Annotated in this window: 11 protein-coding genes; 8 read left to right on the top strand and 3 right to left on the bottom strand. The window is 41.0% G+C overall.

The window, feature by feature from the left end; genetic code table 11:
* Nucleotides 1–108: 108 nt before the first annotated feature.
* Entirely contained in the window at nt 109–1,065 is a 957-nt protein-coding gene (locus SGI74_00570; GenBank protein MDZ4675976.1) for a hypothetical protein, read from the top strand.
* 136 nt (nt 1,066–1,201) lie between these two features.
* Complete coding sequence (locus tag SGI74_00565) at nt 1,202–1,450, top strand: hypothetical protein (protein ID MDZ4675975.1); 249 nt, start codon at nt 1,202–1,204, stop codon at nt 1,448–1,450.
* Between the two features lie 62 nt (nt 1,451–1,512).
* Here SGI74_00565 and SGI74_00560 read toward each other — a convergent pair whose 3' ends face one another.
* Both SGI74_00560 and SGI74_00555 read right to left on the bottom strand, forming a co-directional pair.
* On the bottom strand, nt 1,513–2,241 hold the full coding sequence (locus SGI74_00560; protein ID MDZ4675974.1) for a hypothetical protein: 729 nt from the start codon (nt 2,239–2,241) through the stop codon (nt 1,513–1,515).
* Between the two features lie 141 nt (nt 2,242–2,382).
* Nucleotides 2,383–3,147: an exodeoxyribonuclease III gene (locus SGI74_00555; GenBank protein ID MDZ4675973.1), complete on the bottom strand. Its 765-nt coding sequence runs from the start codon at nt 3,145–3,147 to the stop codon at nt 2,383–2,385.
* 141 nt (nt 3,148–3,288) lie between these two features.
* On the opposite strand from SGI74_00555, the gene aceB reads away from it, so the two are divergent.
* The 5 genes from aceB (at nt 3,289) to SGI74_00530 (ending at nt 10,237) form a co-directional block, all read left to right on the top strand.
* On the top strand, nt 3,289–4,875 hold the full coding sequence (gene aceB, locus SGI74_00550) for a malate synthase A (protein MDZ4675972.1): 1,587 nt from the start codon (nt 3,289–3,291) through the stop codon (nt 4,873–4,875).
* 37 nt (nt 4,876–4,912) lie between these two features.
* The gene (gene aceA, locus SGI74_00545) at nt 4,913–6,268 is read left to right on the top strand and encodes an isocitrate lyase (protein ID MDZ4675971.1); all 1,356 of its coding nucleotides are present in this window, start codon (nt 4,913–4,915) and stop codon (nt 6,266–6,268) included.
* 87 nt (nt 6,269–6,355) lie between these two features.
* On the top strand, nt 6,356–7,885 hold the full coding sequence (locus SGI74_00540) for a S8 family serine peptidase (protein ID MDZ4675970.1): 1,530 nt from the start codon (nt 6,356–6,358) through the stop codon (nt 7,883–7,885).
* 104 nt (nt 7,886–7,989) lie between these two features.
* A complete protein-coding gene (locus SGI74_00535; protein MDZ4675969.1) occupies nt 7,990–8,622 on the top strand; it encodes a hypothetical protein in 633 nt (210 codons plus the stop codon).
* Nucleotides 8,623–8,683: 61 nt separating this feature from the next.
* Nucleotides 8,684–10,237 (top strand): ATP-dependent DNA helicase RecQ, encoded by a 1,554-nt coding sequence (locus tag SGI74_00530; protein ID MDZ4675968.1) that lies wholly within the window; start codon nt 8,684–8,686, stop codon nt 10,235–10,237.
* A gap of 12 nt (nt 10,238–10,249) precedes the next feature.
* On the opposite strand, the gene SGI74_00525 is transcribed toward SGI74_00530, so the two are convergent.
* Nucleotides 10,250–11,164, bottom strand: a complete 915-nt coding sequence (locus tag SGI74_00525; GenBank protein ID MDZ4675967.1) for a CorA family divalent cation transporter — start codon at nt 11,162–11,164, stop codon at nt 10,250–10,252.
* Between the two features lie 163 nt (nt 11,165–11,327).
* Here SGI74_00525 and SGI74_00520 point away from each other — a divergent pair, with 163 nt between their 5' ends.
* Nucleotides 11,328–13,586 carry a hypothetical protein gene (locus SGI74_00520; protein ID MDZ4675966.1) on the top strand — a complete coding sequence of 753 codons (2,259 nt, stop codon included), beginning with the start codon at nt 11,328–11,330 and terminating at the stop codon, nt 13,584–13,586.
* The last annotated feature ends 1 nt before the right edge of the window (nt 13,587 follow it).

Below are 13,587 nucleotides of genomic sequence, written 5' to 3'. Positions count from 1 at the left end.
TCACGTATTAGCCCATTCGCTAACTAAAAAACTTGCATCGAGTATCTTCAAAACCCGCACATTTGATGCTTTTTTTACATCAATGAGCATATTACTTTGGAGGTAAAAATGTTTTATAAAATTTTACTATCACTGGTTATCGCCACATCCCTGCTCGCTTCTGGTTGTGCTAAAAAACAAAATCCCATTCTTGATAAAGGCCCCAATATTAATGCAAGCTCACTTGATGTTTCGCTAGATGGACTAAATTCTGAAATTATTAATCTTAAAAGAGATGACCCACAATTCGGCCCCCAAATAAACTTCACCAGTCAAAACAATGACGAAACAAAAGTTCAATCACAGCGCCTTCACTGTGGCCCGAAAGTTATCGAAGGTAAAAATCTCAACGAAACAGACCATCCTTTTAGTTTTCGTATAGCAGAAGAAGATTTTCCCGGATTAAACGTGCTTCCCAAAAAACTCACATGTCGACTTGAAGTAGTGTTTGCAAATATAACCGGCTCGACTGCTACTCGCCAGTTTCCAATTAATATTTTATTTGATCGCCACCCTACACTTGAAATTACTAGATCTCCTGCTGTGGATAGCAACGTCGCTGTAGATCCGCAAAATAGCTTTATGCTTGACTCATACCAAATTAAAAACACTCTAGATTATGCTGTTGGTTTTGTTTTTAGAAACACAAGACAAGGAACAGGGCAGGTTTTCGAAAGAAGAACCAACATGCCTAAGGGAGCCAACTATTTGCTGCCGCCATCAGGCCCTCAGTATCCAATTCGATCTGTTGATGGGATAAAATTAACTGGGGATTATATAAACGCTGATGGCAACCATATCAGTGATGTGAAGTTTTTGGTAAAGCCCGGTGGAACTGTAAACATCAATACGCACGCTACCATACCAGCTGCACTTGTTCATCAAACCCGAACTGAACCAGACGTATTTAGCGGCTTTAGCACTGTTTATAGTTATGCGGGATTTAATATCAAAGTATCTGACACGGCCACACCTCTAGTGCAATGGAAGGGTTTTGAGTTCTCCCCCGATGATTTAGATCAGTAAATTTGTGATTGCCATGCCTCATAAAATATTAATATTGTCAGTTATGAAGATTACTTTTTTCGAGCGAGCCTGAAGCGGTTGCGCTAAACCTAGGAGTTTCCTGGGTCAACATGATGTATCTTATGAGAGTGTCGACGTGCGGAAAAATCCGATTTCTGCGCGCGACGCTCTTAAACTTGCAAAAAAATCGTCAAAAGTTTTTGGCGTGATGGGCAAGAAAGTTATTTCCTATGATATTAAAAAAGATACACCCACAGATGAAGAAATTTTGAAAATTATTATTGGCCGATCAGGTACCCTGCGAGCCCCGTGTCTTCAAGTAAATGATATTTTTGTTGGGGGTTTTGACGTCGTTCTTTATAAAAATATTTTAAAATTAAAATAAAAAAGCCAGCTCAGTCATTGAGATGGCTTTTTGAAATTCTTTTTGTGCAGTCGGCTTGTGCTTTAAAACGCGAATTTATAACCAACGATGGCTTGTATGCCAGACATCGTAGTGGCTAAATCGTGGCTATCGATCTCTAACTCTTTACCTCTAGCTGTTTGTGACACGCTATTTGAACCAAATGTTCCTGAGGTTTCAGAAACCATATTTCGTTCAATAGACATGTAGCGCATGTTGCCCTCAGTGATAAGGCAATGTTGGCTCTTTGAACCAAAACACCAGTCAACACCCACGCCACCTTGAAAACCAAAATTATTACCGCTGAACTTAGATGTTGCACCAGCTTCTTGGATCTCACCAGCAAGTGTGCCCCATCCGATACCACTCTGAATAAAAAGTTTTACAGTTTTACTTTCTAAAACATAGAGCTTGATAAGTGGCATGACTGAATATCCGTTTACTTTGTAAGAATATGTACCCGCGGCTGAGCCTGATCCACCAGTACCAGTAGTTGAATTGAAAAAATATCCTGGACGAACTTGAATGGCCACGATGCTACCCGTTATGCGACGTTGAATGTACGCACCAATTTCGTAGGCATTTGTGAATTGTGGAGTGCTGATTCCACCCACACGAGTGTTGGCCCTAGTAATTAATGAATTAAGATCATCTTGCTTATCAGTTACGATACCACCGAATAATGCCAACGACCATCTTTCAGATGATGATGTAGCAAGCACAACTGAGGGTGTATTTAGTAGCAAAGCAAATACTACTAGTCTCAAGAACATGATGTCCTCCTGGTCGAGTATCTAATTGATATCTTCACTACTTCCAGATTATTAATTCGGTAACTCATAGAAATTTCTAAAGGATATGCTTCGCTACACACACGTGAAATTAAAAACTAGACGAGAGACTGCAGTTGAAATCTAAATTCCAAGCTCAATCACGACTGGACAATGATCACTTCCCATTGTTTCACATTGAATGTAACTGTTTTTCACCTTGGGCATGAACTCACTATTTACAAAATGATAATCCAACCGCCAACCAATATTCTTCTCCCGTACACCGGGGCGATAACTCCACCACGTGTATTGATTGCCCTCTTTACAAAACTCACGAAAAGTATCGACATAGCCGCTGGCCACGAACTTATCCATCCACGAGCGTTCTTCGGGTAAAAAACCTGCATTGTTCATATTAGTTTTTGGATTCTTAAGATCGATTTCTTTATGTGCGATATTATAATCACCACACATTACAAGACCCTTTCCTGATTTACGCAACTTCTCTACGTACTGCAGAAATTTATCACAATATTCTATTTTGTAACCCAATCGTGCATGATCGCGCTGACTATTAGGAAAGTAAGAATTGATAACTATTATTTTTTTGAACTCAGCTGTAATAGTGCGCCCCTCTGAATCAAAACGCGCATCACCAATGCCATAAGAAACATCAATTGGTTTTTCTTTGCTGTAAATCGCAACCCCGCTATAGCCTTTTTTCTGAGCTGAAAACCAATACGAGTTATATTCATAAGGGGTAATTAGAATCGGATCCAGTACTGCTTGCTCAGCTTTAATTTCTTGCACGCATAAAATATCGGGCGATTCTTCTGAAAGCCAATTCAAAAGTCCTTTATTCGCTACGGAGCGAATTCCATTAACATTCCAAGAGATGATTTTCATGTCGCGATAATCTACTGGAAACCGACTTTGATAAAGTACAAACAATAAGCTGGGGATAACATGGCGCAACAAACACTGTTTTCATTTGCAAGTGTGCTTAAGTAACCTCTATCATCCACAACGGTATTAGAGGAGGGGTTAATGGTCGGTGTTGTAGCAAGTGATGATATTGAGATTCTTGGAAACATGAATCCTGAGTACCAGGAAATTTTTTCTTCTGACGCCATTGATTTTATCGCTCAACTTCACCGCAAATTTAATCCAGTTCGTGACGAACTTTTACGTTCACGCATTGATCGTCAGCTTCGCCTCGATAAAGGGGAGCTTCCGACATTCTTAACATCAACTCAAGAAATCAGAAAAGGTCAATGGAGAGTAGCAACGACACCCGCAGATCTTGAAGATCGCCGTGTTGAAATCACAGGGCCTGTAGAGCGTAAGATGATGATCAACGCTCTTAATTCGGGTGCAAAAATTTTCATGGCCGATCTTGAAGACTCCTGCTCACCTACGTGGGCAAATATAATCGACGGACAATTAAATTTAAAAGCAGCCGTAAGGAGAACTCTGAGTTTTCAAAGTCCTGAAGGAAAATCTTATAAGCTCAACGACAAAATCGCGACACTCCTTGTTCGCCCACGGGGGTGGCATCTCCTTGAGAACAATATTCTCATCGATGGAAAACCCATCTCGGCAAGCCTTTTAGATTTTGGCCTTTATTTTTTCCACAATGCACAAGAACTTCTCAAACGTGGCTCAGGCCCTTACTTTTATCTTCCTAAAATGGAAAGCCATCTTGAAGCACGTCTCTGGAATGATATTTTTAATTTTGCACAAGACACTTTAAGAGTTTCACGGGGCAGCATTCGCGCCACTGTTTTAATCGAAACAATATTAGCGGCATATGAAATGGAAGAAATTCTCTTTGAATTGCGCGATCACATGGCCGGGCTAAATGCAGGTCGTTGGGACTATATTTTTAGCGCTATTAAAAAATTCAGAAGAAACAAAGAAATTATATTTCCTGATCGTGCACAAATCACAATGACCGCACCTTTTATGCGCGCCTATACTGAACTCCTCGTAAAAACTTGTCATAAACGTGGGGCTCATGCCATTGGTGGTATGGCAGCTTTTATTCCCAGCCGCAAAGACCCTCAGATCAACGAAATAGCAATGAGTAAAGTACGTGAAGATAAACTTCGCGAAGCTACTGATGGGTTTGACGGAACATGGGTAGCTCACCCAGACCTTGTGCCCGTTGCGCAACAGATTTTTGATAATGTACTTAAAGACAAACCAAATCAAAAAACACGCCAGCGCGATGAAGTTCACATCAAAGGCCCTGAGATCATTGATTTTAATATTCCGGGTGCAAAAATCACCGAAGGTGGCTTGCGAAATAATATCAGCGTCGCACTTCAATATATCGAATCGTGGCTTAGAGGCGTTGGAGCGGTAGGTATTTTTAATCTTATGGAAGATGCGGCAACTGCTGAGATTTCACGCAGTGAACTTTGGCAATGGATTAAAAATGAAGCCAAACTTGATGATGGGCGCACTATTACACCAGCTCTTTATCAAACTTTGCGTCATGAAGAGTTAGAAAAACTCGGCGGAATTGATCAGGGTCGCTTTAGAGAAACAGTCGAAATTATAGATGGTCTGGTTTTGAACCCAACCTTCGCAGAGTTTTTGACAATTCCCGCATATAAATATTTAAATTAAGAATTCGATTATCAACCTTGAAACAGGAGTAGCAAAAATGAAGACGGAAACAAATTCTCAGCAAGCTCAGGAGCTACAAAAACTGTGGGATGTTGATCCGCGCTGGAAGGGGATTAAAAGACCCTACACCGCAGAGGAAGTCTTAAAACTTCAGGCGTCGATAAAAGTAGAATACACAATTGCTGAACTTGGTGCTGAAAGGCTCTGGGAACTCCTACATAAAGAAGCTTATGTTCCAACATTAGGTTGTCTCACCGGAGCTCAGGCTGTACAGGTCGTGAAAGCCGGACTCCAAGCCATTTACATGAGCGGTTGGCAAGTAGCCGCCGATGCAAACATGTCTGGTCAAACATATCCTGATCAAAGTTTGTATCCGTCAAACAGTGTTCCGCAACTGGTGAAAAGATTAAACAACGCTCTTATGCGTGCTGATCAAATCAACCGAGCCGAAGGTAAATCTGGCACCTACTGGTATGCTCCCATCGTAGCTGATGCCGAAGCAGGTTTTGGTGGGCCACTTCATGCGTTTGAATTGATGAAATCCATGATTGAAGCCGGAGCTTCTGGCGTTCACTTTGAAGATCAACTAGCTTCTGAGAAAAAATGCGGGCATTTAGGTGGAAAAGTTTTGGTTCCCACATCCTCATTCATTCGCACACTCAATGCTGCGCGCTTAGCTTCAGATGTACTCGATGTACCCTCTGTTATCATTGCTCGCACTGATGCTTTAGGTGCAACGCTTTTAACTTCTGACATCGACCCCGCAGATCGCCCCTTCTTAACCGGCGAAAGAACGCCCGAAGGATATTTTTACGTAAAGGCTGGAATTGAAACCACCATCGCTCGCGGTCTTGCCTACGCTCCGTATGCTGATCTCTTGTGGTTTGAAACTTCAAAGCCCGATATTGAAGAAGCTCGAGAGTTCGCAAAAGTAATTCATAAACAATTTCCTGGAAAACTTTTAGCCTATAACTGCTCACCTTCTTTTAACTGGGAGCGCAATCTTGATGCTGCGACAATCAAAACGTTCCAAAAAGAATTAGGTCAAATGGGATATAAATTTCAGTTCATTACATTAGCCGGTTGGCATTTGATTAACATGGAAACATTTGATCTTGCTCGTCAGTACAAAGAAGAGGGAATGCCCGCTTATGTACGACTTCAGAATAAAGAATTCGCCAGTGAAAAACTCGGCTACACGGCAACACGCCATCAACGCGAAGTAGGCACTGGTTATTTCGATCAGGTGCTCATGACCATCACGAGCGGACAAGCTTCTACATCAGCATTGTCTCACTCAACTGAAGCTGAGCAATTTCACGATGAACATGGATCAAACGATAAATCAGCTAATGGCCACACGCAGAAAACTGAACGTCAGGCGGGTAAATAATAGTAATAATTACATTATACCCTTGTCATCCCCCACCAAAGGCTAGTTTAATATTGGAATAATTAAACCTTTCATGGGGGGAAGGCAATGACACAAGGATTGACTAAGTCTTTCGTAATTCTTATAGCAACTCTATTTTTTAGCTTCACGCTTCAAGCATCGACTCCGCCACAGATGGCGCAGAAGATTGGCGTATCTATCAAAAGTCAAATGCTCAATACAATGGGTGAATTCCCAGTTTTGGTCATATTGAAACAGCAAGCCGATCTGAGCTTTGTAAACCTCAATGCGCCCAAAGAAGTGCGTGGCCAACAAGTTTATGATGCACTTCGTAAGACGGCCATGGAAAGTCAAAGAGAGCTCGTTTCGCTACTTGCAAAAAGAGGTTTTGAGTATCAGCAGTTCTACATTCTCAACATGATAGCACTTGAATCAGCTACACCTGAACTCGTTTCTGAATTAACAGGACGCGCAGATGTTGGAAAGATTATCAACAACCCTGCAATCAAAAATAAATTTATGCCTTCAAATGATATTTTCAATAAATTCGCTCAACGTAAATCCGAAAGTTTAACCGCTGTTACTGAAGGCAACATCGTAAGCACTGGTGCAGAAAGAGTTTGGCAAGAACTGGGAATCACCGGAAAAAATATAGTCATCGCAGGTCAAGACACCGGTATTCAGTGGGATCACCCGGCTTTGAAAACACACTATCGTGGTTTCTCACCTAACGGCGTAAATCATAATTACAACTGGCATGATGCCATTCATAAACCACTCGCCGCCGGAACAAATCCCTGTGGATTTAACAGCAAAGCTCCCTGTGATGACCACGGACACGGAACTCACACTGTCGGAACCATCGTCGGTGATGACGGAGCCACTCGTAAAATCGGGATGGCACCAGGCGCACAATGGATGGGCTGTCGCAATATGGAGCGCGGAGTTGGCCGACCCACAACGTACATTGAATGTTTTCAATATTTCTTAGCTCCGTATCCACAAGGTGGAAACCCATTTACTGATGGTGCTCCTGCAAAAGCTCCTCACGTGATTAACAATTCATGGGGATGTCCTCCCGATGAAGGTTGTGAAGGTGGAGAAATGCTTCCTGTTGTTGAAGCTCTAAACGTTGCAGGTTTAATGGTTGTAGTTTCTGCTGGAAACGAAGGCTCTGGTTGTTCAACCATTGCTGCTCCTCCGGCGCATTTCACATTGGCCACACTTGCAGTGGGTGCACATAACCACAGAAATGGTCGCATCGCTTATTTCTCAAGTCGTGGTCCATCAAAATTTGATGGTGGCATTGGTCCTGATATTACAGCTCCTGGAGTAGGAATTGTTTCTGCTATTCCTGGAAGTAGTTATTCAGGCGCCACATGGGATGGAACATCCATGGCAGGTCCACATGTTGTGGGACTCGTAGCCCTTATGTGGTCAGCAAAACCCGCTCTCATTGGAAACACAACCGCCACAAGCAATGTGATTCGCAAAACTGCAACACCCAAGACTTCAACAGAAACATGTGGCGGTGTTACGGGTGATAAGATTCCAAATAACACATTTGGGTTTGGTACTATAAACGCGTATGACGCTGTAAAGACACTGATTCAATAATTGAGACATTACTTGGGGGCGATCTCTTAACGAGGTCGCCCTTTTTTCTTGCCAAAAAATCTTTAACACGGCATATCAATAACTCCTAATGCAGGGGGATATCGATGAAATTTCTCTTAATTCTCATTACATTCAGTTTAATTACGAATAACGCTTTTGCGACTCTGGCTTTAAAACCAAGTTGTCCAAGAGACGTCATGATTTACGAAGATGCCATGCTCTTATGCCGAAACTTCGACAAACTCTCTCACGCTATTCACGTAGGAATGATTGCAGCACATGAAGCCTCAGAATCACCGTTTAAACATCTTAAAAAAGGTGCATTGCCTGAGATGCAAGAGAACATCTGGTTTACTGTGGCACTGGATGATTGTTTTGGCCAAAACGATAAATTAAAAATGCAATTTTTGCGCACTCTCATGTGGGGTGCAATGCTTGGTGAAATTTCTATTGTTACAAAAACCGCTTTGTATTTTACCGGAGCCACAGAAGGTACAAAAATTGGTATAGCAGTTCTCAGACATTTAAAAAAATTGTGGGGAGCAAAAGGGCTCGTTATGAGCGTCACAGGTGGCCTTGTTGCGGGTGGAGCAGTTGTTTATAAAATTGATAAAAAGAACTTAGATAAAACTTTAGAGAATGAAGATGCCACCTTAAATGATCTTTATGCTAATTTTGGAATTCCACTCTTAAAACCTTACGTATCTCCTTACCCAGAAGAGTGTGTGAAACCTTAAGCTTGACCTGATTGCATTATCGACCAATTCGAATGTAAAATATCTTCAACTGGAGCAGCGATTGACTACCAAAGACGCACATCTTTATGAATTACTTCAAAACCGATTTGGACTTCAATCTTTTCGAAAAGGTCAACTCGACATTATAAAATCAGTGCTTTCAAAAAAAGACGCATTGGCGGTAATGCCCACCGGTGGTGGCAAATCTCTTTGTTATCAACTTCCCGCCATTGAACTAAATGGGCTCGTGGTTGTTATCTCACCACTTATTGCACTCATGAAAGATCAAGTCAGGCTTTTGAAAAAAATAGGGATAAATTCAGGCTGTCTACATTCAAGTCAAGATCTCGACGATAAACGTGAAGTTTTCAATGCAATTAAAAAAGCAGGGCCCTATGTGCTTTATCTTTCACCCGAGCGTGTACAAAACCCCGGCTTTGCTGAGTGGATTAAAACACAAAACATTGTTCTCTTTGCAATTGATGAAGCCCATTGTGTTTCTCAATGGGGGCCTGACTTTAGAGAAGACTATCATAAACTTAAATTACTTAGACAAATTCGCCCTGATGTACCGCTCTTAGCACTTACTGCAACTGCGACTCCAACAGTTCTTAAAGACGTTGGGCGACAACTCGAAATGAGAAACCCCGATAAACATGTTCATGGTTTTTATAGGCCCAATCTTTTTTACCAGGTTGAGACCTGTACAGGCGATGATTATAAATTTCAGTTCTTAAAAAATGCCTTAAAGAAAACTCCTGTTGGTCGTGTACTTATATATTGTGGTACGCGCCAATTAACTCAAGATTTAGCGGCAATGCTTAGTAGTGATTTCAAAGGTGTGGGTTATTATCATGCTGGTCTTGATGCTGAGACTCGAAACACAATTCAAGAAAAACTTGATAATCATGATTTAAGAATTCTCGCTGCGACCAATGCCTTTGGAATGGGAATTGATTATCCTGACGTGAGACTTGTTGTGCATTTTCAAATGCCAGCAAATATTGAATCTTTTTACCAAGAAATGGGAAGAGCTGGCCGAGACGGTATAGAATCACGTTGTCTTTTACTTTATTCAAAAAAAGATAAAGGGCTTCAATCGTTCTTTATTCAGCAATCTAAAGCGAGCCCCTCTGTTATTGAACGCCGATGGGATTCACTCAATGCGATAACACTTTTTGCTGAAGGTGGTGAATGCCGTCACGCAGGAATTCTTACCTATTTTAAAGATTCAGAACGTATTAATGAGTGTGGTCACTGTGATGTATGCGCTCCACAATCACCAATGGTAGTTGATCGCCCCAAACAAAACGAAGTGCACGCCACAAGTACTCAGAAAATTTCTAAAAAGAAATCTGCAAAAAAACCAAACCATGAGACACAGAGTCCTCAAGCAGAAGCACGTAAACTTGTGTTAAAAGATTGGCGCAGGCAGTATGCAAAAGAAAATGATATACCTGCATTTATCGTATTTAGCGATCGTACACTCGTGGATCTAGCAAATAAAAATCCAAGAAATTTAAGTGAGCTGATCAAAGTCTATGGTTTTGGCCCCACGAAAGTTGAAGTTTTAGGTAATGCTATTTTAAAAGAATTGGGGCATGTGAATGGGTGAACTTTCAAAGGTTTATTTCATCCAACCTTTTCGTCTAAACCAAAAATAAATACTAAGAGTTACAATCGCCATGAAAATCAGAACTGCAGGGTAGCCCCATTTTTCTTCTAGTTCTGGCATATACTTAAAATTCATTCCGTAAACTCCAACAATAAATGTCAAAGGCATGAAATAAACTGAAAACAATGTGAGTACTCGAACTGTATCGTTTGTGTGCTGAGTGCCTAAAGAAATATTAACGCTTAAAAGGTTATCGATACTCTCCATTAATTGATCACTAAAGAAAAATAATCGATCTCCATCTTCACGTAAACTTTGAATTAATTGTTCGGTATGTTTTGTCGTCAACTCTAACTTATGTGACACATCGAGAATGCGTCTAAGCATTTTTTTAATGATCGAGATCTTTCGTTTTAAAAAATAAAGTTCCTCTATTAAATCAGGCTGCGCTTGGCGCTTAAAAATTTTGGTTTCAAAATCATCAATAAAATTTTCAGCCTTCTCAAGTGCTGGTTCATATGACCAGATCACCTCTGTTAAAAGATCGACCAAAATATAAAGATGTATGTCTTTAGGGTGTGCACGAGATTTAGTCCATTTTTCTTTAACAGCAGAAAGACAAGACATCTCTTTACGGTGAATGGTAATTAAAAATTTGGGACTATAAAATACTGCCACCTTACGGGTGAGATCTTGAACCGTATCGGCAGTGGGGTCTTCAAATGCTTTGTCACCAAATGCACGCACGATTATAAAAGTGGATTCATCATATTTTTCAATTTTTGGTAGATGTTCGGGCTCAAGGCAATCTTGAATAGCTAGTGCAGTAACAGAGTAGTTTTGTGCTATCTGATCAAGCTCTTCTTGTGTTGGATCTACAATATCGAGCCAATGAAAACCTTCTCGTTCAAAAATCTTTTGCAACACAGTTGATGCCTCCAAAAATCATCATTATTCAAACCGCTTCGGGTTGCAAACTTGAAAAGTATGCCTTTGTAGCTCCCCCCAGGATTTGACAGGTTTTTTCAGGTAACTTTACTTTGACACCGTGGCCAATAAAGCATTTTATAGCCGCCTGGGAGGGTTACCAATGAAACATATTTTCATATCATTTTTAATTTTAGCATTCACATTTACTGCCTATGCAGGAGAATCCAAATGGGTTCGATGGACGCTTTTTGAAGATCGCCAGTCTGACATGGCTCACATCTTAAGCGTTATCAACGCAAAAACAGGTTTTAATTTATCTAAAGCAGATTTTCTGCAGGTAGAAAAAACTCCACTGGCAAACAGTAATTTTTTGATGCTCGCGCAAACTTCAGCGGGCATTCCTATCAATGGCCGTCAGCTTAGAATTTGGACTGATCTGAAAACTGGTGATGCTATTCAAATTGAAGCCATGGTTGAAGCACCGATAAGAAACCTTGTTCCTCCAGCTAGAATAATGTCTTCACAAGATACTACAAAACTTATCACCGATACTGTGATGCTTACGCAAGACTCCATGATCAAATCTCTAAAATGGAATGACATGTGGGAGAACAACGATCTTCTTCGATTCGTAAATGTAAAAGCTCGTCGCGGTGTTCATAAGATTAAAATTTCTTTAAAACAAAATAAAGTAACCAGTCAATCTTATGAGGAATATCCTCAAGCAGATCAATCAGCCAAAGAAATATCTATACCCGCTCAAGTCTATCGATTTTATGAGCAAGCTGAAACTGTTCAAGAAATTCAGCCACGGGTACGAGCTGAATTAAAGTACGTGAAAAATTATATTCCACGCACTTCGGGCAATCCTTATCAACTTCTACAAAACAAACGGTATTTATCACCGTACTATAACCCCATTCTCGCTGAAACAGCCCAAGGCCAAGCACAAGGTTATTGGTCAATGGATATCGTTAAGCGAGCCGCTGCAAAAGTATTGGCAACTCTTCCGCTCGTAGAAAACAACTTCACCTCAGGACTCATGCTTGATGGAAAGTACGCCACTATCAGCTTGCACCCAGATGTTAAACAACTTACTGGTTTGAATTTTACACCACTACCTTCGGCGCATTTGCGCTTTGATTGGCAAGTTGTAACGTTTCAAGGACAGCAAGTTTATGAAATGTTTCCTAAAGCTGGTCTTCAAGGCAAACCTCTTTTCTCAGCTGATGAAGCTTTAAATAGAGCTGCACGTCGATTGGCTGATCATAATCCCGTTGAATACATCAATGATGGATTTGACGAATTACAAGTTTACTACGCCATTAATACTTTGATGGAATCACTACAAAATAATGGCATGGTGGATCCTGAATTATCCACTAGACCATTTAATGCATTCTTGTTTGACCCTGATATTGAGATGCGTGATAACGCCTATTACACCGAAGATACCATTAACTTTACAACGTACTCAGCTGATCAACCCAACTATGCTCGTGACAATCTCACTATTTGGCATGAGTTAGGTCACGGTGTGATGGATCGTTTGATGGGCAGTAATTTAGAACTCGCTGATACAGGCGGACTCAGTGAAGGTATGGCTGATTTTGTTGCTGCACTAGTAACTGCTGATCTTACAAATGGCGCTGAATTTCCTGGTAGCCAAGATTTACGTATCATCAATAACACTGGTTTTTTATTAACAAACGAAGTTCATGATGATGGCGAAGCCTACGGTGGCGCAATGAAAGACATGCTTGACGCTGCGATGTCTCAGTATGGCCGCGAGGGTGTTAGGAAAATGACAGATTTAACTCTCGAAGCAATGCGATTGAGCCGCAATCACCCTGCATTGACTGCCAACGAATGGTACAATCGCATGTTGTTCGCTGATCAAATGGGAAGCTTAAAAGTAAGAAACCCAGGTGAACTCAAACCATTAATTCTTAAAGCATTAGCTGGCAGAAACTTTTCTCTCGTAAATGCTCCGGCAGCTTCTGCGCCATTGTTCATAGGGCAAAATGAAGTTACAGGTTATAGCCTCGGTTCACGCCGACAACCGATTAAGCTTTCATTGGTTGCGACAGAAAAAATTTCTTATAACCTCAGCCTAAAACCACAGGGTACTGATACTTATAAATTTCAGTATCCATTGACGGTAAAGGTGTTCTTTCGAAGTGGTCCACTCCAAGGGGCTGTTCGTTGGGATGGTGAAGAAGCTGAACCACTTGTAATGACCATCAACACACCTCAAGAAGCTGCGAACTTTACGCTCACGGCATCTGGAACTTGTGATCAGGTGAATCTTGGTGATGGAAGCTGTAAGGACTATGCTTACGTGCAACTCTTTAACAACGGCAATGATAAAAAGCCTGTTGCTAAGAAAAGATTTTATCTTCAGATTAAATCTAAATAAT

This window comes from Oligoflexia bacterium, from assembly GCA_034439615.1.
GTDB lineage: Bacteria > Bdellovibrionota > Bdellovibrionia > JABDDW01 > JABDDW01 > JAWXAT01.
This window is presented reverse-complemented; position numbering and strand designations above follow the sequence as displayed.